This is a genomic window from Pseudomonas sp. ZT5P21 (genome assembly GCF_054897785.1).
The window spans coordinates 4133964-4156239 of the sequence record NZ_CM142705.1 but is presented as its reverse complement, the minus strand read 5'-3'; the positions used below and the strand labels follow the sequence as shown (position 1 = coordinate 4156239).

The 22276-nt window shown below is 57.9% G+C and carries 20 protein-coding genes and 1 pseudogene; 15 read left to right on the top strand and 6 right to left on the bottom strand.

Translation table 11 applies throughout. From position 1 onward, the window contains the following. Window positions 1-204: 204 nt before the first annotated feature. From sdhC to ACYZT9_RS19190, 12 genes are all read left to right on the top strand, one after another. Window positions 205-579 (top strand): succinate dehydrogenase, cytochrome b556 subunit, encoded by a 375-nt coding sequence (sdhC, locus tag ACYZT9_RS19245; RefSeq protein WP_150643535.1) that lies wholly within the window; start codon window positions 205-207, stop codon window positions 577-579. Then, window positions 573-941 carry a succinate dehydrogenase, hydrophobic membrane anchor protein gene (sdhD, locus tag ACYZT9_RS19240; RefSeq protein ID WP_150712098.1) on the top strand — a complete coding sequence of 123 codons (369 nt, stop codon included), beginning with the start codon at window positions 573-575 and terminating at the stop codon, window positions 939-941. The genes sdhC and sdhD overlap by 7 nt, the downstream gene beginning before the upstream one ends. Window positions 942-944: 3 nt before the next feature. Beyond that, complete coding sequence (gene sdhA, locus ACYZT9_RS19235; protein ID WP_027922415.1) at window positions 945-2720, top strand: succinate dehydrogenase flavoprotein subunit; 1776 nt, start codon at window positions 945-947, stop codon at window positions 2718-2720. 11 nt (window positions 2721-2731) lie between these two features. Next, window positions 2732-3436: a succinate dehydrogenase iron-sulfur subunit gene (locus ACYZT9_RS19230; RefSeq protein ID WP_462006941.1), complete on the top strand. Its 705-nt coding sequence runs from the start codon at window positions 2732-2734 to the stop codon at window positions 3434-3436. Between the two features lie 276 nt (window positions 3437-3712). Then, window positions 3713-6544, top strand: coding sequence for a 2-oxoglutarate dehydrogenase E1 component (locus tag ACYZT9_RS19225; RefSeq protein WP_462006940.1), 2832 nt, complete (start codon window positions 3713-3715; stop codon window positions 6542-6544). A gap of 42 nt (window positions 6545-6586) precedes the next feature. Next, on the top strand, window positions 6587-7810 hold the full coding sequence (gene odhB, locus ACYZT9_RS19220) for a 2-oxoglutarate dehydrogenase complex dihydrolipoyllysine-residue succinyltransferase (RefSeq protein WP_462006939.1): 1224 nt from the start codon (window positions 6587-6589) through the stop codon (window positions 7808-7810). 97 nt (window positions 7811-7907) lie between these two features. Continuing rightward, window positions 7908-9344: a dihydrolipoyl dehydrogenase gene (lpdA, locus tag ACYZT9_RS19215; protein ID WP_462006938.1), complete on the top strand. Its 1437-nt coding sequence runs from the start codon at window positions 7908-7910 to the stop codon at window positions 9342-9344. Between the two features lie 196 nt (window positions 9345-9540). Beyond that, complete coding sequence (gene sucC, locus ACYZT9_RS19210; RefSeq protein ID WP_007898980.1) at window positions 9541-10707, top strand: ADP-forming succinate--CoA ligase subunit beta; 1167 nt, start codon at window positions 9541-9543, stop codon at window positions 10705-10707. Beyond that, window positions 10707-11588 (top strand): succinate--CoA ligase subunit alpha, encoded by an 882-nt coding sequence (sucD, locus tag ACYZT9_RS19205; RefSeq protein ID WP_053156820.1) that lies wholly within the window; start codon window positions 10707-10709, stop codon window positions 11586-11588. The genes sucC and sucD overlap by 1 nt, the downstream gene beginning before the upstream one ends. A 325-nt stretch (window positions 11589-11913) precedes the next feature. Beyond that, window positions 11914-13227, top strand: coding sequence for a branched-chain amino acid transport system II carrier protein (gene brnQ, locus ACYZT9_RS19200; protein ID WP_462006937.1), 1314 nt, complete (start codon window positions 11914-11916; stop codon window positions 13225-13227). A gap of 263 nt (window positions 13228-13490) precedes the next feature. Next, window positions 13491-14228: a DUF599 domain-containing protein gene (locus ACYZT9_RS19195; protein WP_462006936.1), complete on the top strand. Its 738-nt coding sequence runs from the start codon at window positions 13491-13493 to the stop codon at window positions 14226-14228. After that, window positions 14228-14629 carry an MAPEG family protein gene (locus ACYZT9_RS19190; RefSeq protein ID WP_462006935.1) on the top strand — a complete coding sequence of 134 codons (402 nt, stop codon included), beginning with the start codon at window positions 14228-14230 and terminating at the stop codon, window positions 14627-14629. The genes ACYZT9_RS19195 and ACYZT9_RS19190 overlap by 1 nt, the downstream gene beginning before the upstream one ends. A gap of 67 nt (window positions 14630-14696) precedes the next feature. Here ACYZT9_RS19190 and ACYZT9_RS19185 read toward each other — a convergent pair whose 3' ends face one another. Beyond that, complete coding sequence (locus ACYZT9_RS19185; RefSeq protein WP_064679026.1) at window positions 14697-14930, bottom strand: hypothetical protein; 234 nt, start codon at window positions 14928-14930, stop codon at window positions 14697-14699. A 158-nt stretch (window positions 14931-15088) separates the two neighbouring features. Between ACYZT9_RS19185 and ACYZT9_RS19180 the strand changes: the two genes are divergently transcribed. From ACYZT9_RS19180 to htpG, 3 genes are all read left to right on the top strand, one after another. After that, window positions 15089-15565, top strand: coding sequence for a PaaI family thioesterase (locus ACYZT9_RS19180; protein ID WP_462006934.1), 477 nt, complete (start codon window positions 15089-15091; stop codon window positions 15563-15565). Further along, window positions 15562-16014, top strand: coding sequence for a PaaI family thioesterase (locus ACYZT9_RS19175; protein ID WP_462006933.1), 453 nt, complete (start codon window positions 15562-15564; stop codon window positions 16012-16014). Before ACYZT9_RS19180 ends, ACYZT9_RS19175 begins: the two co-directional genes overlap by 4 nt. 81 nt (window positions 16015-16095) lie before the next feature. Next, a complete protein-coding gene (gene htpG, locus ACYZT9_RS19170; RefSeq protein ID WP_462006932.1) occupies window positions 16096-18000 on the top strand; it encodes a molecular chaperone HtpG in 1905 nt (634 codons plus the stop codon). A gap of 196 nt (window positions 18001-18196) precedes the next feature. Here htpG and ACYZT9_RS19165 read toward each other — a convergent pair. The 5 genes and pseudogenes from ACYZT9_RS19165 to purM all read right to left on the bottom strand — a co-directional run bounded on the left by ACYZT9_RS19165 (window position 18197) and on the right by purM (window position 22126). Beyond that, window positions 18197-19056 (bottom strand): annotated as a pseudogene (locus tag ACYZT9_RS19165) (pirin family protein). Window positions 19057-19117: 61 nt separating this feature from the next. Continuing rightward, window positions 19118-19534 carry an OsmC family protein gene (locus tag ACYZT9_RS19160; RefSeq protein WP_462006931.1) on the bottom strand — a complete coding sequence of 139 codons (417 nt, stop codon included), beginning with the start codon at window positions 19532-19534 and terminating at the stop codon, window positions 19118-19120. Window positions 19535-19695: 161 nt separating this feature from the next. Next, entirely contained in the window at window positions 19696-20409 is a 714-nt protein-coding gene (locus ACYZT9_RS19155; protein WP_462006930.1) for a DUF3108 domain-containing protein, read from the bottom strand. A gap of 8 nt (window positions 20410-20417) precedes the next feature. After that, window positions 20418-21068 carry a phosphoribosylglycinamide formyltransferase gene (gene purN / locus ACYZT9_RS19150; protein ID WP_462006929.1) on the bottom strand — a complete coding sequence of 217 codons (651 nt, stop codon included), beginning with the start codon at window positions 21066-21068 and terminating at the stop codon, window positions 20418-20420. Next, the gene (gene purM / locus ACYZT9_RS19145) at window positions 21068-22126 is read right to left on the bottom strand and encodes a phosphoribosylformylglycinamidine cyclo-ligase (RefSeq protein WP_008013877.1); all 1059 of its coding nucleotides are present in this window, start codon (window positions 22124-22126) and stop codon (window positions 21068-21070) included. Before purM ends, purN begins: the two co-directional genes overlap by 1 nt. Between the last annotated feature and the right edge of the window lie 150 nt (window positions 22127-22276).

Sequence of the window (22276 nt, the reverse complement as noted above, 5' to 3'; positions counted from 1 at the left end):
ATCCAACTTGTGCAATGCGCTATTAGGGGAAGGTGAACGCGTTGTCATTAGTAGCCTAACTGTCTATACTCGGCCTCCGACCGCCAGGGGCTTTTGGGCCTGCTTTATTGGGGGTCGCACTCCCTGGGTGGTGGGTACCTGACCAGTGCACTCCCCAACAACTTTGCCCTGATTGTTAGGGGCTCTTCAGTGTGAAAAAAAGCCGTGAATAGCCAACGACCTGTAAACCTAGACCTAAGGACCATCAAACTCCCAGTCACTGCTTACACGTCCATTCTTCACCGAATCTCCGGTGTCATCCTCTTCGTCAGCCTGGCCATCATGCTTTATGCATTGGACAAGTCGCTCGACTCGGAAGAAGGCTTCGGTCAGGTGAAAGCGTGTCTGACCAGTCCGCTAGCCAAGCTAGTGACATGGGGCATCCTGTCCGCCTTGCTGTATCACCTGGTTGCCGGTGTGCGCCATTTGATCATGGACATGGGCATCGGCGAGTCGCTTGAAGGCGGCAAACTGGGCTCGAAAATCGTTATCGCCGTTTCCGTGGTGGTAATCGTTCTGGCAGGAGTTTGGATATGGTAACTAACGTCACGAACCTGTCGCGTTCGGGCCTCTATGACTGGATGGCACAACGTGTGTCGGCGGTCGTTCTCGCGGCTTACTTCATTTTCCTGATCGGATACGTCGTCGCCAACCCTGGCATCGGCTACGCCCAATGGCATGAACTGTTCGCAAACAACTGGATGCGTATATTCAGTCTCCTGGCTCTCGTTGCCCTCGGCGCTCACGCCTGGGTCGGCATGTGGACCATCGCGACCGACTACCTGACGCCAATGGCGTTCGGCAAGTCCGCAACTGCAATTCGCTTCCTCTTCCAGGCAGTATGCGGCGTTGCGATGTTCGCCTACTTCGTCTGGGGTGTGCAGATTCTTTGGGGTATCTGATTCATGTCTACTACAGTTAATACGCTTTCCTTCGACGCCATCATCATTGGCGGCGGCGGTGCCGGCATGCGCGCTGCGCTGCAACTGGCACAAGGTGGTCACAAGACTGCCGTGGTCACCAAGGTTTTCCCGACTCGTTCGCACACCGTATCCGCCCAGGGTGGCATCACCTGCGCCATCGCGTCCGCTGATCCGAACGATGACTGGCGCTGGCACATGTACGATACCGTCAAGGGTTCCGACTACATCGGTGACCAGGACGCTATCGAATACATGTGTTCCGTAGGCCCGGAAGCGGTCTTCGAGCTCGAGCACATGGGCTTGCCGTTCTCCCGTACCGAACAGGGTCGCATCTATCAGCGTCCGTTCGGCGGTCAGTCGAAAGACTTCGGCAAGGGTGGCCAGGCTGCACGTACGTGCGCCGCTGCCGACCGTACCGGTCACGCTCTGCTGCACACTTTGTATCAGGCCAACCTGAAGGCCGGCACCGTATTCCTCAACGAATACTACGGCGTCGACCTGGTGAAGAACGAAGACGGTGCCTTTGTCGGCATGATCGTCATCTGCATCGAAACCGGCGAAACTTCCTACGTCCGCGCTAACGCCACCGTACTGGCAACTGGCGGTGCAGGTCGTATCTACTCCTCCACCACCAATGCCCTGATCAACACCGGTGACGGCGTCGGCATGGCTTTGCGTGCTGGCGTGCCGGTACAAGACATCGAAATGTGGCAGTTCCACCCGACCGGCATCGCCGGCGCCGGTGTACTGGTTACAGAAGGCTGCCGCGGTGAAGGCGGTTACCTGATCAACAAGCACGGCGAGCGTTTCATGGAGCGTTATGCTCCGAACGCGAAAGACCTTGCCGGTCGTGACGTTGTTGCCCGCTCGATGGTTAAAGAGATCATCGCCGGCAACGGTTGCGGCCCGGATGGCGACCACGTCATGCTGAAACTCGATCACCTCGGTGAAGAAGTTCTGCACAGCCGTTTGCCAGGCATCATGGAACTGTCGAAGACCTTCGCCCACGTCGATCCAGCCGTGGCGCCGATTCCGGTCGTTCCAACCTGCCACTATATGATGGGCGGCGTTGCCACCAACATTCATGGTCAGGCAATCACTCAAGACGCTGACGGCAAAGACCAGATCATTCCTGGCCTGTTCGCCGTAGGTGAAGTGGCGTGCGTATCGGTTCACGGTGCCAACCGCCTGGGCGGCAACTCGCTGCTCGACCTGGTGGTATTCGGTCGTGCCGCTGGCCTGTTCCTGGAGCAGACTCTGAAAGAAGGCGTTGATTACGCCCGTCCTCGCCAGTCCGACATCGACGCTGCCCTGGCGCGTCTCGATGGCCTGAACTCGCGTACCGAAGGCGAAGACGTCGCCACCCTGCGTAAAGAGCTGCAAAGCTGCATGCAGAACTACTTCGGTGTATTCCGTACTGGCGAATACATGCAGAAGGGCATTGCTCAGCTGGCTGATCTGCGTGGCCGTATCGCCAACGTCAAGATCAACGACAAGAGCCAGGCGTTCAACACGGCTCGTATCGAAGCCCTGGAACTGCAGAACCTGCTGGAAGTGGCCGAAGCCACCGCCATCGCTGCAGAGATCCGCAAAGAGTCCCGCGGCGCTCACGCCCGTGAAGACTACGAAGATCGCGACGACGAAAACTGGCTGTGCCACACCCTGTACTTCCCGGGTGACAAGCGCGTGACCAAGCGTGCCGTGAACTTCTCGCCGAAGACTGTTCCGACTTTTGAACCTAAGATTCGGACTTATTAAGGGTGGCCGCCATGTTGCAAGTCAGTGTTTATCGCTACAACCCTGATCAGGACGCTGCGCCGTTCATGCAGGAATTCCAGGTCGATACCGGTGGTAAAGACCTGATGGTGCTGGATGTGCTGGCCCTGATCAAAGAGCAGGACGAAGGTTTCTCCTATCGTCGCTCCTGCCGTGAAGGCGTTTGCGGTTCCGATGGCATGAACATCAACGGCAAAAACGGTCTGGCCTGCGTCACGCCGCTGTCTTCTGTCGTAAAAGGCAACAAGCTGATCGTTCGTCCGCTGCCAGGTTTGCCGGTTATCCGTGACCTGGTCGTCGATATGAGCATCTTCTACAAGCAATACGAGAAGGTGAAGCCATTCCTGCAGAACGACACGCCGGCTCCGGCCATCGAGCGTCTGCAGACTCCGGAAGAGCGTGAAAAGCTCGACGGTCTGTACGAGTGCATCCTGTGCGCTTGCTGCTCGACCTCTTGCCCGTCCTTCTGGTGGAACCCGGACAAGTTCCTGGGTCCGGCTGCTCTGCTGCAAGCGTACCGCTTCCTGGCAGACAGCCGCGACACCAAGACTTCCGAGCGTCTGGCTTCGCTGGATGACCCGTTCAGCGTATTCCGCTGCCGCGGGATCATGAACTGCGTCAACGTCTGTCCGAAAGGCCTGAACCCGACTAAGGCCATCGGTCACGTACGTAACATGCTGCTGCAAAGCGGCGTGTGATTCAGCGGCTGTAACCCGGCTGTTGTAAAAGTTGTATCGCTGTACCCGTAGATGCTGCGGCGCAGGCTTCAACCGGCGCCGTAGTCTTAACCTGAGCAGCAGCTCACAAAGCTGCAGCTCTTATTTTGAAGAAATGAGACAAGCAGGGGCATCCGGGCTGGTACCCGGACTATCAGCGTGATCCTAAGTGGCTTGTTTTAGTCGCTGCATTCGGACTTCTGCAAGTGTGCTCGGTGTCGACGCCGGTGGTGTTCCCCTAACCGAGGGTGACCAAGCATGCAAGAAAGCGTGATGCAGCGCATGTGGAACAGCGCCTACCTGTCCGGTAGTAACGCTGCCTATGTGGAAGAGCTCTACGAGCTCTACCTGCACGACCCTAACGCTGTGCCAGAAGAGTGGCGCACCTACTTCCAGAAGTTGCCTGCTGACGGCAGCTCTGCCACCGATGTTTCGCACTCCACAATTCGCGATCATTTCGTCTTGCTGGCAAAGAACCAGCGCCGCGCCCAACCGGTTTCCGCCGGCAGCGTGAGCAGTGAGCACGAGAAGAAGCAAGTTGAAGTGCTGCGATTGATCCAGGCCTACCGTATGCGTGGCCACCAGGCAGCCCAGCTTGATCCGCTGGGGCTGTGGCAGCGTCCTGCACCTGCAGACCTGTCGATCAATCATTACGGCTTGACCAATGCCGATCTTGATACGACCTTCCGTGCCGGCGACCTGTTCATCGGCAAAGAGGAGGCGAGCCTACGCGAAATTCACGAAGCGTTGCAGCAGACATATTGCCGCACCATCGGCGCTGAATTCACGCATATCACCGATTCCGAGCAGCGCCAGTGGTTCCAGCAGCGTCTGGAAAGCGTGCGTGGTCGTCCGACATACTCCGCCGACATCAAGAGCCACTTGCTCGAGCGCGTTACCGCCGGCGAAGGTCTGGAAAAATACCTGGGCACCAAATACCCGGGCACCAAGCGTTTCGGTCTGGAAGGCGGCGAAAGCCTGATTCCGATGCTCGACGAGCTCATCCAGCGTTCCGGTTCCTACGGCACCAAGGAAATCGTCATCGGCATGGCCCACCGTGGCCGTCTGAACGTGCTGGTCAACACCTTCGGCAAGAACCCGCGCGAGCTGTTCGACGAGTTCGAAGGCAAGAAGAAGGTCGAACTGGGTTCCGGTGACGTTAAATATCACCAGGGCTTCTCGTCCAACGTCATGACCACCGGTGGTGAAGTTCACCTCGCGATGGCGTTCAACCCGTCCCACCTGGAAATCGTTTCGCCAGTGGTCGAAGGTTCGGTTCGCGCCCGTCAGGATCGTCGTAACGACCCTACCGGCGAGAAGGTACTACCGATCTCCATCCACGGTGACGCGGCATTCGCCGGTCAGGGTGTGGTGATGGAAACCTTCCAGATGTCGCAGACCCGCGGGTTCAAGACCGGCGGCACCGTGCACATCGTGATCAACAACCAGGTTGGTTTCACCATCAGCAACCCGCTGGACTCGCGTTCCACCGAGTACGCGACCGACGTTGCGAAAATGATCCAGGCGCCGATCCTCCATGTGAATGGTGATGATCCGGAAGCCGTATTGTTCGTGACCCAGCTGGCCATCGACTACCGCATGCAGTTCAAGCGTGACGTGGTGATCGACCTGGTCTGCTACCGTCGTCGCGGCCACAACGAGGCCGACGAGCCAAGCGGCACCCAGCCTCTGATGTACCAGCAGATCACCAAACAGCGCACCACCCGTGAACTGTATGCCGATCGTCTGACTCAGAGCGGTGTTCTGGACGTTGAGCGTGTTCAGGCGAAAGTCGATGAATACCGCAACGCACTGGACAACGGTCTGCATGTTGTAAAAAGCCTGGTCAAAGAGCCGAACAAAGAGCTGTTCGTGGACTGGCGTCCGTATCTGGGCCACGCCTGGACTGCACGTCACGACACGCGTTTCGATCTGAAAACCCTGCAGGAACTGTCCGCCAAGCTGCTGGAAATTCCGGAAGGCTTCGTGGTTCAGCGCCAGGTCTCGAAAATCTACGAGGACCGTCAGAAAATGCAAGCCGGCGGCCTGCCGATTAACTGGGGTTACGCCGAAACCATGGCGTACGCGACCCTGGCGTTCGAAGGTCACCCGATTCGCATGACAGGCCAGGACATCGGTCGCGGTACGTTCTCGCACCGTCACGCTGTCTTGCACAACCAGAAAGACGCGAGCAGCTACATTCCGCTGCAGAACCTGTACAACGGTCAGCCACGCTTCGACCTGTACGACTCGTTCCTGTCGGAAGAAGCGGTACTGGCGTTCGAATACGGTTATTCGACTACCCAGCCAAATGCCCTGGTTATCTGGGAAGCCCAGTTCGGCGATTTTGCCAACGGTGCCCAGGTGGTTATCGACCAGTTCATCACCAGCGGCGAGCACAAGTGGGGCCGTCTTTGCGGTCTGACCATGCTGTTGCCGCACGGTTACGAAGGTCAGGGTCCGGAGCACTCTTCGGCGCGTCTGGAACGTTATCTGCAGTTGTGCGCCGAGCACAACATTCAGGTGGCCATGCCGACTACGCCGGCCCAGATCTATCACTTGCTGCGCCGTCAGGTGATTCGCCCGCTGCGCAAGCCATTGATCGTTCTGACACCGAAGTCGCTGCTGCGTCACAAGCTGGCCATCTCGACTCTGGAAGATCTGGCCGAAGGTTCGTTCCAGACCGTTATCCCGGAAATCGATGCACTGGATCCGAAAAAGGTCGAGCGCATTGTGCTGTGTAGCGGCAAGGTCTACTACGACCTGCTGGAAAAACGCCGTGCCGAAGGTCGTGATGACATCGCCATCGTGCGTATCGAGCAGCTGTACCCATTCCCTGAGGACGACTTGAAAGAAGTCCTGGCTCCTTACACCAACGCCAAACATGCCGTCTGGTGCCAGGAAGAGCCGATGAACCAGGGTGCCTGGTACTGCAGTCAACATCACTTGCGTCGCAGCATCAGTAATCTCAACAAGTCGCTCGTACTTGAGTACGCGGGCCGTGAGGCTTCTGCTGCACCTGCTTGTGGTTATGCATCGATGCACGCTGAGCAGCAGGAAAAACTGCTGCAAGACGCCTTTAGTGTTTAACGCCTTCGCGCACCTGAAACCGAATTTAAGGACTCACAGATAATGGCTATCGAAATCAAAGCCCCCACTTTCCCGGAATCGGTTGCCGATGGCACCGTTGCCACCTGGCACAAACAACCAGGCGACGCTGTAAAGCGTGACGACCTGATCGTCGACATCGAAACCGACAAAGTTGTGCTGGAAGTGTTGGCCACCGCTGACGGCGTGCTGGGCGCTATCGTCAAGAACGAAGGCGACACCGTTCTGTCGGACGAAGTCCTGGGCTCGATCGAAGCGGGCGGCGCTGCTGCCGCTGCTCCGGCTGCCGCTGCTGCTCCGGCCGCTGCACAGGCCGCTGCTCCAACCGCTGAAGGCGAGGACGATCCTGTTGCTGCGCCGGCTGCTCGCAAGCTGGCTGAAGAAAACGGCATCAACATCGCTTCCGTTGCCGGCACTGGCAAAGGCGGTCGTGTGACCAAGGAAGACGTGGTTGCAGCAGTGGCTGCCAAGAAAGCCGCTCCGGCTGCCGCGCCTGCCAAGGCTGCTGCCCCGGCCGCCGCCGCTCCTGTGTTCGCCGCTGGCGACCGCATCGAGAAGCGTGTTCCGATGACCCGCGTTCGCGCTACCGTGGCCAAGCGCCTGGTAGAAGCCCAGTCGAACATGGCGATGCTGACCACTTTCAACGAAGTCGACATGACTGAAGTCATGGCCCTGCGTTCGAAGTACAAGGACCTGTTCGAGAAGTCCCACAACGGCGTACGCCTGGGCTTCATGTCGTTCTTCGTCAAAGCGGCTACCGAAGCGCTGAAGCGCTTCCCGGCTGTCAACGCCTCGATCGATGGCGCCGACATCGTTTACCACGGTTACGCCGACGTTGGTGTTGCCGTTTCCAGCGACCGCGGCCTGGTTGTACCGGTCCTGCGTAACGCCGAACTGATGAGCCTGGCTGAAATCGAAGGCGGCATCGCCACCTTTGGCAAGAAGGCGCGTGACGGCAAACTGTCGATGGACGAAATGACCGGCGGCACCTTCACCATCACCAACGGTGGTACCTTCGGTTCGATGATGTCGACCCCGATCGTCAACCCGCCGCAAGCGGCAATCCTGGGCATGCACAACATTCTGCAACGTCCTATGGCGATCAACGGTCAGGTGGTCATCCGTCCGATGATGTACCTGGCGCTGTCCTACGATCACCGCCTGATCGATGGCAAAGAAGCTGTGACCTTCCTGGTTACCATCAAGAACCTGCTGGAAGACCCGGCTCGTTTGCTGCTGGATATCTGATAGAAGCAGCCACAAGCTTCAAGTAACAAGCTGCAGGAAAGGGCAGCTTGGCTTGAAGCTTTTGGCTCGAAGCTTTTTGCTCAAAGAGGATTTTTGAATGACGCAGAAATTTGACGTAGTAGTGATCGGCGCGGGCCCTGGCGGCTACGTGGCCGCCATCAAGGCTGCACAGCTTGGTTTATCGACTGCCTGCATCGAGAAATACACCGACCAGGAGGGCAAACTGGCCCTCGGCGGTACGTGCCTGAACGTCGGCTGCATTCCCTCCAAGGCGCTGCTGGACAGCTCCTGGAAGTACAAGGAAGCAAAAGAAGGCTTCGCGATCCACGGTATCAATCACGCTGGCGTGACCATGGACGTGGCGGCAATGGTTGGCCGTAAAGCCACCATCGTCAAAGGCCTGACCTCTGGCGTTGCCACCCTGTTCAAGGCCAACGGCGTCACTTCCCTGCAAGGCCACGGCAAATTGCTGGCCGGCAAGAAAGTCGAACTGACCAAGCCAGATGGCAGCGTTGAAATCATCGAAGCCGAGAACGTGATCCTGGCCTCGGGCTCGCGTCCGATTGACATTCCACCGGCTCCGGTTGACCAGAAAGTGATCGTCGACTCGACGGGCGCGCTGGAATTCCAGGCTGTACCAAAACGTCTTGGCGTTATTGGTGCTGGCGTTATCGGTTTGGAGCTCGGTTCGGTATGGTCCCGTCTGGGCGCTGAAGTGACTGTCCTGGAAGCCCTGGACACGTTCCTGATGGCTGCCGACACCGCCGTGTCCAAAGAAGCCTACAAAACCCTGACCAAGCAAGGTCTGGATATCAAATTGGGCGCTCGCGTGACCGGTTCGAAAGTCACTGGCGAAGAAGTCGTGGTGAACTACACCGACTCCAATGGCGAACAAACCATCACCTTCGACAAGCTGATCGTAGCCGTTGGTCGCCGTCCGGTGACCACTGATCTGCTGGCCGCCGATAGCGGCGTGACCATCGACGAGCGTGGTTTCATCTTCGTCAACGATCAGTGCGAGACCAGCGTACCGGGCGTTTTCGCCATCGGCGACGTGGTACGCGGCATGATGCTGGCTCACAAAGCCTCGGAAGAGGGCATCATGGTTGTCGAGCGCATCAAGGGCCACAAGGCCCAGATGAACTATGATTTGATCCCGTCTGTTATTTATACTCACCCGGAAATCGCGTGGGTCGGCAAAACCGAGCAGGTCTTGAAGGCTGAAGGCGTTGAAGTTAACGTTGGCACCTTCCCGTTCGCCGCCAGTGGCCGTGCCATGGCAGCCAACGATACCGGCGGCTTCGTGAAAGTCATTGCCGATGCCAAGACTGACCGCGTATTGGGCGTCCACGTGATTGGCCCGAGCGCTGCAGAACTGGTTCAGCAGGGCGCGATCGGTATGGAATTCGGCACCAGCGCTGAAGACCTGGGCATGATGGTTTTCTCCCATCCGACCCTGTCTGAAGCCTTGCACGAAGCAGCTTTGGCAGTGAATGGCGGCGCCATTCACATCGCCAACCGCAAGAAGCGTTAAGACAATAAGAAACCACGGCGGTATGGCCCGTCGTGAGCCTTGCATGCAAGACTCACCGCGGAATATCCGCTGGACGCAGTCTTGCGTAGCTGCACCGGGTATCCGGAAAGGTTACGCAAGCAGCAGTCACAGGTGGTGCGGCACTTGAACAAGTGCAGCACCGAATGCGCAGTACCTAACGAAGACGGTAATAAGCATGAATCTTCACGAGTATCAGGGTAAGCAGCTGTTCGCTGAGTACGGCCTGCCAGTTTCCACCGGTTATGCGGTAGACACCCCGGAAGCAGCAGCAGAAGCTTGCGACAAAATCGGCGGCACCGAGTGGGTTGTCAAAGCTCAGGTCCACGCTGGTGGTCGCGGTAAAGCGGGCGGCGTAAAGCTGGTTCGCAGCAAAGAAGACGCCAAAGCATTCGCTCAACAGTGGTTGGGCAAGCGTCTGGTGACTTACCAGACTGACGCCAATGGCCAGCCAGTCACCAAGATCCTGGTTGAATCGTGCACTGATATCGCTAAAGAGCTGTACCTGGGCGCTGTCGTTGACCGTTCGAGCCGTCGCATCGTGTTCATGGCGTCCACCGAAGGTGGCGTGGACATCGAGAAAATCGCTCACGACACCCCTGAGAAAATCCTCAAGGCCACTATCGATCCACTGGTTGGCGCTCAGCCATTCCAGGGTCGCGAGTTGGCATTCCAGTTGGGTCTGGAAGGCAAGCAGGTTGCTCAGTTCGCCAAGATCTTCGTCGGTCTGGCCAAACTGTTCAAGGATCATGACCTGGCTCTGCTGGAAGTGAACCCGCTAGTGATCAAGGCTGACGGCGATCTGCATTGCCTCGACGCCAAGATCAACATCGACGCCAACGCCATGTACCGTCAGCCTAAGCTGAAGACTTTCCACGATCCGTCGCAAGACGATCCGCGCGAAGCGCACGCTGCCAAGTTCGAACTGAACTACGTAGCGCTGGAAGGCAACATCGGTTGCATGGTCAACGGTGCTGGCCTGGCCATGGGTACCATGGACATCGTCAACCTGCATGGCGGCAAACCGGCCAACTTCCTCGACGTGGGCGGCGGTGCTACCAAAGAACGCGTAACCGAAGCGTTCAAGATCATCCTGTCCGACACTAACGTCGCTGCAGTATTGGTCAACATCTTCGGCGGCATCGTTCGTTGCGACATGATTGCCGAAGGCATCATCGGCGCGGTGAAAGAAGTCGGCGTGAAAATCCCGGTTGTTGTTCGCCTTGAAGGCAACAACGCTGAGCTGGGCGCTAAAGTATTGGCAGAAAGCGGTTTGAACATCATCGCTGCAACCAGCCTGACCGACGCTGCTCAACAAGTCGTTAAAGCTGCGGAGGGCAAATAATGAGCGTCCTGATCAATAAAGACACCAAAGTTATCTGCCAGGGTATTACCGGTTCGCAAGGTAGTTTCCACACCCAGCAAGCCATCGAATACGGCACCAAGATGGTTGGCGGCGTAACTCCGGGCAAAGGCGGCACCGAGCACCTGGGTCTGCCAGTGTTCAACACCGTGAAAGACGCTGTAGCGGCCACTGGCGCCACCGCCAGCGTGATCTACGTTCCAGCTCCTTTCTGCAAGGACTCCATCCTGGAAGCAGCCTTCGGCGGCATCAAGCTGATCGTTTGCATCACCGAAGGCATTCCTACCCTGGACATGCTGGATGCCAAGGTCAAGTGCGACGAGCTGGGCGTGGTCCTGATCGGTCCTAACTGCCCAGGCGTGATCACTCCAGGCGAATGCAAGATCGGCATCATGCCAGGTCACATTCACTTGCCAGGCAAGGTCGGTATCGTTTCCCGTTCCGGCACCCTGACCTACGAAGCTGTGAAGCAGACCACTGACGCCGGTTTCGGTCAGTCGACTTGCGTCGGCATCGGTGGTGACCCGATCCCGGGTTCGAACTTCATCGATATCCTGAAGCTGTTCCAGGAAGACCCGAAGACCGAAGCGATCGTGATGATCGGCGAGATCGGCGGTTCGGCTGAAGAAGAAGCGGCTGCCTACATCAAGGCACACGTGACCAAACCGGTTGTTTCCTACATCGCTGGTGTGACTGCTCCTCCGGGCAAGCGCATGGGCCATGCTGGCGCAATCATCTCTGGCGGCAAGGGCACTGCAGACGAGAAGTTTGCTGCCCTGGAAGACGCAGGCGTTAAAACCGTGCGTTCGCTGGCAGACATCGGCAAGGCTTTGTCCGAGCTGACCGGTTGGGCCGTCAAGTAAGCCTCGCGCTTAGCTGACGTTTCACCCAACAAAGGCCACCTTCGGGTGGCCTTTGTCGTTGTGGCGTTTGAGATACTCGCCACAGGGTTTTGTGCAGGCAAATTAGATACGTAAACGCGACATAGATATGTCGCAGATAGGAATGTTCGCCCTCTAACAGTGCGTTTGTCGCTCAAATTCGTTAGGCTAGCCGCCATTTTTGCGTCCGCGGCCCACAAGGCTGCTACGCGCTAAAGGGTCAGTCCTATACGGACCGACAGCATTTCCCTCACCCATAAGGGAAATCCCTCTCTAAATTCCGATTCAGTAGTGTGGTATTTCCTTAATGAAAGTGTTGAAAGGCCAGGACATCCTGGCACTTGGTTTTATGACGTTTGCTCTGTTCGTCGGGGCCGGCAACATCATCTTCCCGCCTATCGTCGGTTTGCAGTCCGGGCCACATGTCTGGATGGCGGCGCTGGGCTTTCTGATCACCGCGGTGGGTCTTCCGGTGATCACCGTCGTTGCCCTGGCCAAAGTCGGCGGCGCCATGGATGCCTTGAGCAGCCCGATCGGCAAAGTCGCTGGTGGCTTATTGGCTGCTGCGTGCTACCTCGCCGTTGGCCCATTGTTCGCGACGCCGCGCACCGCGACCGTATCGTTCGAAGTGGGCCTGGCGCCGCTGACCGGCGAAAGCCCGCTGGCGCTGTTCCTCTATAGTTCGGTGTACTTCCTGTTGGTGTTCTTCATCTCGCTCTACCCGGGCCGTTTGCTGGATACCGTTGGACGTTTCCTCGCACCGCTGAAGATCATCGCTCTGGCCGTACTCGGCATCGCGGCGTTTGCCCTGCCGGCTGGCGACATCGGCGTGGCCACCCCGGAATACGTGGCGGCACCGTTTTCCCAAGGCTTCATAAACGGTTACCTGACCATGGATACCCTCGGGGCGCTGGTGTTTGGCATTGTCATTGTCAACGCCATCCGCTCCCGTGGCGTCGAGTCGCCGGTGTTGATCACCCGCTACGCGATCATTGCCGGGCTGATTGCCGGCGTCGGTCTGGCGCTGGTCTATGTCAGCCTGTTCCGTCTTGGTTCCGGCAGCCATGAAGTGGCCGCTGGTGCTACCAACGGTGCGGCGGTGTTGCACGCTTACGTTCAACACACCTCTGGCTCATGGGGCAGCGGTTTCCTCGCGGTGCTGATCTCGTTGGCATGTCTGGTCACGGCGGTCGGTCTGACCTGCGCCTGCGCCGAATACTTCAGTCGTGTGCTGCCACTGTCCTACAAGACGCTGGTCATTATCCTGGCCGCGTTCTCCCTGCTGGTGTCCAACCTGGGCCTTACCAAGCTGATCGCGTTTTCGATCCCGGTACTCACCGCGATCTACCCGCCGTGCATTGCGCTGGTTGCCCTAAGCTTCTGCAAGGACTTCTGGCATGAGCACGGGCGCATCGTCGGTCCGGTGATGCTGGTGTCGTTCATCTTCGGCTTGATCGATGCACTCAAGGGTGCCGGTCTGGCGGATTGGATGCCGACGCAACTGGCTCACCTGCCGCTGAGCGAGCAAGGCCTGGCGTGGCTGGTGCCGTCGGTGATGACCCTGGTGATTGCGGTGGTTTGCGATCGCCTGCTGGGCAAGCGCGAGGAAGCGATGGCTTAAGCCACATCAAGTCCCGTCACAAGCGGGACTCAAGCCCACACAGAAATGCCCCGTATTAATCCATACGGGGCATTTTTTATGCTCGTGATGCAGTGTCTTTTTCCTTGAGCTAACGTCGAAGCACTGCAAAGCCCTTTGTGGGAGCGAGCTTGCTCGCGATGAGGACCTGACATTCAGATCGATTCTGACTGATAGTCCGCAATCGCGAGCAAGCTCGCTCCCACAGGTTTCTGGCCATCCGCATCTACATCACAAGGACCTGCATGTCGTTCATCCACGCCAACCTGATCCACATTCTCGCCGCCGTCTGGTTTGTCATTTGCTGGGGCGGCTACACCCGTTATGCGACGTGGAAGGGCCGCGACACCGCGTGCCTGGCCAGTGTGCTGCATCTGTATCGCGAAGACTGGATGCGCCGCATGCTGCTGCGAGACAACCGCATCGCCGACGCCAGTGTGGTCGGCAATCTGGAGCGCAACGCTTCGTTCTTCGCCTCGAGCACGCTGATTATCCTGGCAGGCATTCTCACCGTGCTGGGTGCGTCGGAAAGGGCGGTGTCGTTGCTGGCGGATATTCCAATGGTACAGCAGGCTTCCCAGGGGATGTCGGAAATCAAGTTGCTGTGCCTGGCGCTGGTGTTTGTGTATGCGTTCTTCACGTTCAGCTGGTGCATGCGCCAATACAACTTCGCGGCCATTCTGATTGGCTCGGCACCGATGGTCGGCGAACGCCATGTCTCGGAGCAGGAGCGCAAAGCCTTTGCGGCAAGGGCGGCGCGAGTCATCTCCATGGCGGCCAACCAATTCAACTTTGGCCTGCGCTCCTATTATTTCGGCATGACCATGCTGGCCTGGTTTGTCAGCCCCTTTTTGTTCATGTTGATGAGTGCCGGCGTGGTGCTGGTGCTCTATCGCCGGGAGTTTCATTCCGACGTTCTCGATGTGATGGTCTATACCCCTACAGAGGCGCCATTGCCTGAAGCGAATAAAGAGGCTGCTTGATGAGTATTCCGTTTTGGTGTGTGTTTATCAGCGCCTTGCTGATCTACGTGGCCCGCATGCCGGTGGCCAAGGCCATGAAAGAGCACGGGGGTTATGACAATCACCTGCCGCGCCAGCAGCAGGCACAACTCACTGGTTTCGGTGCCCGCGCCGTGGCAGCCCATCAGAACAGCATTGAAGCGTTCATATTGTTTGCGGTGGCGGTGTTGATGGCGCACACCACTCAGACGGCGGGATGGCTGATTGATTCGCTGGCAATCATCTTCGTGATTACCCGTGTCATTTACTTATTGTGCTATTGGGGCGATCTCGCCTGGCAGCGGAGTCTGGTGTGGTTCGTCGGACTAGTGTGTTCGTTGCTACTGATGATCAGTCCAACTTTTAGAACTATTTTTCTCTAACGGGGCAAATGACAGGCAAAAGAAAACCCGCACTTGGCGGGTTTTCTTTATCACGCTAAAAACGGTTTTAGTTTTTAGGTGCTTCTTTTGCAGCTGCTTCGTTCGATTCGGCCTGAGCTTTGGCAGCTTCGGCGTTTTCCTTCGCTGCGTCGTTCACTTTATCCTGAGCTTTGTTCATGTCTTGCTGAGCTTGCTCAGCATGTTGGTTAGCATCTTGAGCTTTGTCCTCGGATTTTTTATCGCAGGCAGCGAGACCGAGGGAAGCGGTCAACATCAAGGCAATAGCTAAAGTCTTACGCATGGGGTGTTTCTCCTTATGGAAAATATCTACTTGCCCTTTCGAGCACAGCCATATGGGTTAAGTTCCTCAAATCGTTCAGATATATAAGATTGATCCTACGGGAACTTTTACCGAACACGCCAAGTGCGATGCCTGAATACACAAAAGAGTTTGATCATATGGCTGAAAACCCCGTATTTGAGCGCGCGACGCGATTTTTGTCGGCGCTGCGACACTGTCAGGTCCTCGGACTTCGAGTTCACAGCGCCCGCAGCGACGGGCTCACCGTGATCCTCCCGTACAGCCCGCAAATCGTCGGAAATCCGCAAACCGGCGTTATCCACGGCGGTGCGCTGACTTCCTTGATGGACACTGCGTGTGGCATGTCCACCCTCTGCGTGCTGCCCGAGTTCGAAGTCTGCCCGACCCTCGACTTGCGCATCGACTACATGCACGCGGCCGAGCCGCATAAAGATGTGTATGGTTTTGCCCAGTGTTACCGAGTCACCACGGACGTGATTTTCGCTCGTGGTTTTGCCTATCAGGATGATCCTGAACAACCCATCGCTCACGTCGTGGGCACGTTTATGCGCATGGGCAAGGGCGTCAAAGGCACCAAAGGGTTTGGCGGCGTCATCGCCGGAGTGGCGAAATGACCGATAACTTCAAGGAACAACTGCAACAGGCCCATGATCAGGGCGACTATGCCGCGCTGCTGCACCTGATTCCCTACGCTAAATTAATTGGTATCGAATGCTCGCGGGTCGGAGATGACCTGCTGTTTCGCCTCCCGGCAAACAAGGACAACATAGGTAACCCCTTATTGCCGGCGATTCATGGCGGTGTGATTGCCGGGTTCATGGAGCTGTCCGCCGCGCTGCACCTGCTGATTCTCACCGGTTCGCCGGGCGTGCCGAAGATTATCGACTTCTCCCTCGACTACCTGCGCGCCGGGCAGTTTCGCGACACCTGGGCCAGATGTCAGGTGTGCCGGCAGGGGCGGCGTGTCGCAAACGTGGCAGTGACTGCATGGCAAAGCACCGAAGCCGAACCCATCGCCACCGCTCGTGCCCACTTCAAAATCGATGAGCCCTTGAAATCCTGATCCGAGCCCCCAACTCTGATGACAACCCGCCGCCGACCCTCAAGGTCGCGGCCACTGCCATCTGATTGGAGTTTGATGACCATGAGTGTGGAAACTCAAAAGGAAACCCTGGGCTTCCAGACCGAGGTGAAGCAACTGCTGCACCTCATGATCCATTCGCTGTATTCCAACAAGGAAATTTTCCTTCGCGAATTGATCTCGAACGCCTCTGACGCTGTCGACAAATTACGTTTCGAAGCCCTGTCCAAGCCTGAATTGCTGGAAGGTGGCGCCGAGCTGAAAATCCGTGTGAGCTTCGACAAGGACGCTAAAACCGTCACGCTCGAAGACAACGGTATCGGCATGAGCCGTGAAGATGCGATCACCCACCTGGGCACCATCGCCAAATCCGGCACCGCTGATTTCATGAAGCACCTGTCCGGCGATCAGAAAAAGGATTCGCACCTGATCGGTCAGTTCGGTGTCGGTTTCTATTCCGCCTTCATCGTTGCCGATAAAGTTGACGTGTTCAGCCGCCGTGCCGGTGCTGCTGCCAGCGAAGGCGTGCATTGGTCGTCGAAGGGCGAAGGTGATTTTGAAGTCGCCACTGTCGAGAAAGCCGAGCGCGGCACTCGCATCGTCCTGCACCTGAAGTCCGGTGAAGACGAGTTCGCCGATGGCTGGCGCCTGCGCAACATCATCAAGAAGTACTCTGACCATATCGCTTTGCCGATCGAGTTGCCGAAAGAAGTAGCAGTCGCTGAAGGTGAAGAGAAGCCGGCCGTTGAATGGGAAACCGTCAACCGCGCCAGCGCCTTGTGGACCCGTCCTCGCACCGAGATCAAGGACGAGGAATACCAGGAGTTCTACAAACACATCGCTCACGATTTCGAGAACCCGCTGAGCTGGAGCCACAACAAGGTCGAAGGCAAGCTCGAATACAGCTCGCTGCTTTACGTTCCGACCCGTGCTCCGTTCGACCTGTACCAGCGTGAAGCGCCGAAAGGCCTGAAGCTGTACGTGCAGCGTGTGTTCGTCATGGATCAGGCCGAGTCGTTCCTGCCGCTGTACCTGCGCTTCATCAAAGGCGTGGTCGATTCCAACGACCTGTCGCTGAACGTGTCGCGGGAAATCCTGCAGAAAGACCCGATCATCGATTCCATGAAGTCGGCGCTGACCAAGCGCGTTCTGGACATGCTCGAAAAACTGGCGAAGAACGAGCCTGAGCAATACAAAGGCTTCTGGAAGAACTTCGGTCAGGTCATGAAAGAAGGACCGGCAGAAGACTTCGCTAACAAAGAGAAAATCGCTGGCCTGCTGCGTTTTGCGTCCACTCAGGGCGAAGAAGGTGAGCAAGTCGTGGGTCTGGCCGAGTACCTGGCTCGCGCCAAGGAAGGTCAGGACAAGATTTACTACCTGACCGGCGAAACCTACGCGCAAGTCAAAAACAGCCCGCACCTGGAAGTCTTCCGCAAGAAAGGCATCGAAGTCCTCTTGCTGACCGACCGCATCGACGAGTGGCTGATGAGCTACCTCAGCGACTTCGACGGCAAGAGCTTTGTCGACGTGGCGCGCGGTGACCTGGATCTGGGCAACCTGGACTCGGAAGAGGACAAGAAAGCCGCGGAAGAAGTCGCCAAGTCGAAAGAAGGTCTGGTCGAGCGTCTGAAAACTGCACTGGGCGATTCGGTTGCGGAAGTGCGGGTTTCCCATCGTCTGACCGATTCCCCGGCAATTCTGGCTATCGGCGAGCAAGACCTGGGCCTGCAGATGCGTCAGATCCTCGAAGCCAGCGGCCAGAAGGTGCCGGATTCGAAGCCGATCTTCGAGTTCAACCCGGCTCACCCGCTGATCGAGAAACTCGACAATGAGCAAAGCGACGAGCGCTTCGGCGACCTGTCGCACATTCTCTTCGATCAGGCGGCCCTGGCGGCCGGCGACAGCTTGAAGGACCCGGCCGCGTATGTGCGCCGCCTCAACAAGCTGCTGGTTGAACTGTCGGTTTAACTGCGCTGTACAAAAAACCCGCTTCGGCGGGTTTTTTTATTCTGGTTTTTTACCGCACGTCAGGAATTGCTGCTGCTTTTGGTACTCTCGGTGCCAACGCCGACCTCTTCGCGAGCAAGCCCGCTCCCACATTAGCTCGCGGTCAAATGTGGGAGCGGGCTTGCTCGCGAATCCGGTGTGTCTAACACCGAGGATACTAAGGCAATTCGATCCGCTCAACTTCCCCCGGCACCGTCGGCCAATCCCCAGCCGCCCAGCGCCGACGCGCATCGTCGATCGCCGTCGGATCGCTCGCCACAAAATTCCAGTTGATCCTTCGCGGACCGTCCAGCGGCGCGCCTCCGAACAACACCGCATGGCAGTCGCTTTCAGCGAACAATGTCATTTCCTCCCCGACAGGCAGCACCACCAGCGAATGAGGTTCTATCAGCTCGCCATCGAGCTGCAACTCGCCGCTCAACACATACAGCGCCCGTTCTTCATGCTCGGTGGGAATCAGCAGCGTGGTCGCTGTCTGCAGGTTCAGTTCCGCGTACAACGTAGGAGAAAGCACCGGCACCGGCGATTCCAGGCAAAAACCTGAGCCGGCGATCATCCGGATCTTCACCCCAAGGTTATCGCTGACCGGCAGTGTGGCGGCTGGATGGTGGCTGTAGTGTCCCGGACCCTGTTCATGTTCCTTTGGGATGCCAGCCATATCTGCAACCCGTGCAGGGTGAACCCGCTTTCCTTCAATGCCTCGGGCGTACGCTCGACGTGGGCAATGGCGCTGCCTGCGGTCATCCAGCTGACGTCACCGGCCTCCACCACCTGATCGGAACCGAGGCTGTCCTTGTGCTGGATTTTTCCTTTGAACAAGTAGGTGAGGGTCGACAGGCCAATGTGCGGATGCTGACGGATGTTCATGCCTTTGCCCGCCGAATAGCAGGTTTCGAGCATGTGGTCGAAAAACACAAAAGGCCCGACGCTGCGGCATTTGGCTGAAGGCAGCGGACGAAGAATCGGCTGGCCTTCGACGTCTTCGGCGCGGGGGCGGATCACGAGCGGAGTGTTCATGGTGCATTCCAGGCTGAGCGAGTGACGCATGGAGCATAACCCGCTTGCCCGAGCCTTGCCGCTATTGGCTGAAGGCACCTTCGGACAGATGGGTTTCGATGCTGACGTCAGTGGTGGTCATCAATTTGTGCACTGGGCAGCGGTCAGCTACACGGTGCAGTTCGTCGCGCTGGGCATCAGTTAGCACACCCTTGAGGGTCAGGTTGACGTGCAGCGCGTATTTGCCTTTCTGCTCTTCACTGTTGTCGCGTTTGACCTCGACCGTGACCCCGGTCAGCGGGATGTCTTTCTTCTTTGCATACATCTTCAAAGTCAGGGCCTTGCAGGCACCGAGCGCAGCATCGAAGTAATCGTGTGGCTCGGGCGCCGAGCCTTCACCGCCGGCAGTGGTCGGCACATCGGCAAAGAGCTCGTGGTCATCGATTTGTACGCTGTGGCGAAAACCTTCGGCGGAAACGGTATTGACGGTAACGGTCATGGGAAACCTCAGCAGTAGGGAAAGTCATTCGGTCGAAAAAGACCTTGAAGGTATAGAGCATTCCTCCTGTGACGCGTTCCACTTCTTCGGGTGAACCCCGCGGGGGGATCAGCTGGCGAAAAAAAGCCCCGCGGTTGCAGGGCTTTTGATGTTGCTTCGGATCAGTTGCCTTTAACAGCCTTGCCGTTGACCTTACCGTCGAGGAGCATGATGTTGTACTCCTTGCCGTCGGTTTCGACTTGTTGCAGGCGGACCAGCAGGTAATCCCAGTCCTTGGCAAACCACAGCACGGTGATGCGCTTGCTTTGTGTCGGGTCGCGCACGCGCTCGACCTTGATTGCGTCGATCTGACCAGCCTTGGTGTCGACTTTTTCCGACCCCAGCACGCGGAAGTCATAGGTATCGACTTCGCCATCATCAACCACCTGATAGCTCATGCTTTTCTTGCCAGCGGCGACATCGTGTTGCAGGGCCAACTGATAGGTGGATTTATCGACCATGCCGCGGTTGAGGGGGATCTTGACCGCGTCACCGCGATCGGTGCCGGTGACCATTTTGGTGGTCCAGTCGAAGTCCAGGTCGGCCTTTTTGGCTTTGCCCAGGCCACCGCGCTCAAAGTGGTAGGACTGTGGCAGCAGGGTGTCCTTATCCAGCGTCAGGGTACTTTCTTCGGTCAGGCTGGCGATCATCATCGAGGCCTTGAAGCTGAGCTTCCAGACGCCGTTGGCTTCCTTGGTCAGGCTGCGCTCGGCAGTGCCGCTCATTGGAAGTTGCTTCCAGTCGGCGGTGTAGCTGGCGGAGAAGGGTTGAAGTTCTGTTGCCTGCGCGAAAGGCAGGGCGAGCAGAGCGCAAGCGAAGAGCAGGGCGCGACGCATATAATCTCCTAGGTTCGAATCAAGTGGCCGCTGGCCGCGAGTAACTTGCCATCCAGTAAAGCACCTTGTTCACCAAGTGATAAACGGCCTTCGGCAAACCAGCGGACGGCCATCGGGTAGATCAGGTGTTCCTGGGTGTGAACTCGCTGCGCCAGACTCTGCGGCGAATCGTGCAACTCTACCGGTATTACTGCCTGTACGACCAGTGGTCCGCCATCGAGTTCCTCGGTGACAAAGTGCACGGAACAGCCGTGTTCAGTGTCGCCGGCCTCCAGCGCGCGCTGATGAGTGTGTAACCCTTTGTATTTGGGCAGCAGCGAGGGATGGATGTTGAGCAGGCGACCCGCGTAGTGACGCACGAAGTCAGCGCTGAGGATGCGCATGAAACCGGCCAGTACCACGAGTTTGGGATTGAACGCGTCGATCAGTTCGATAAGCGCGGCATCGAAGGCTTCGCGGCCTTCGAAAGCCTTGTGATCCAGGGAACGGGTGTCGATACCCGCATCCCTGGCGCGTTGCAGGCCGTAGGCGTCGGCGCGGTTGGAAATCACCGCAGCGATGCGGACCGGGCTGTTGCCGGTCCGCGTGCTGTCGATCAAGGCCTGCAAGTTACTGCCGGTGCCGGACAACAGCACCACGACATCACAGGTGACGGACATTAGTGCGCCTTAAGGTTCTTCAGTTCGACCTGGGCCGCACCTTCGGCAGCGGTGGCGATCTGGCCGATGACCCAAGGCTGCTCGCCGGCCTCACGCAGCACGTTCAACGCGGTTTCAACGTGCTCTTGAGCCACGCAAATCACCATGCCGACGCCGCAGTTCAGCACGCGGTGCATTTCGTTTTCGTCGACGTTGCCTTTTTCTTGCAACCAGTCGAACACGGCAGGACGGGTCCAGCTGGCGACGTCGACCACCGCTTGAGCGCCTTTTGGCAGCACGCGCGGGATGTTGTCCAGCAGGCCGCCACCGGTGATGTGAGCCATGGCTTTGACCGCGCCGGTTTCCTTGATCAGCTTGAGCAACGGCTTCACGTAGATGCGGGTCGGGGCCATCAGCAGGTCGGTCAGTGGCTTGCCATCGAGCTGGATGTTTTCGATGTCGGCACCGGAGACTTCGATGATCTTGCGGATCAGCGAGTAGCCGTTGGAGTGCGGGCCGGAAGAAGGCAGGGCGAGCAGGGCGTCGCCGGCAGCGACTTTCGAACCGTCGATGATTTCGGATTTTTCCACGACGCCGACGCAGAAGCCGGCCAGGTCGTAGTCTTCGCCTTCGTACATGCCCGGCATTTCAGCGGTTTCGCCGCCGACCAGGGAGCAGCCGGACAGTTCGCAGCCTGCGCCGATGCCAGTGACGACCTGGGTCGCGGTTTCGACGTTGAGTTTGCCGGTGGCGTAGTAGTCGAGGAAGAACAGCGGCTCGGCGCCGCAAACCACCAGGTCGTTCACGCACATGGCCACCAGGTCGATGCCGATGCTGTCGTGCTTGTTCAGGTTCAGCGCCAGACGCAGCTTGGTGCCGACGCCGTCAGTGCCGGAAACCAGTACAGGCTGCTTGTAGCCGGCCGGGATTTCGCAGAGGGCGCCGAAACCGCCCAGGCCGCCCATGACTTCCGGGCGCGCAGTGCGCTTGGCGACGCTCTTGATGCGTTCGACCAATGCTTCACCGGCGTCGATGTCTACACCGGCGTCCTTGTAGCTCAGGGAGGGTTGCTTGCTCATGATCCAGGCCTTTAGGGGGGATTCAGGGGTAACGACCGAGTCCAGTGGGACCGCCGAAACAAACGAAGGGCATGTGCCTTGCGGGAATTTCAGGGCGCCCGGCTGTTGCCGGTCTGCGAAGGCGCGCGATTTTATCAGGCTTGAGGGGCA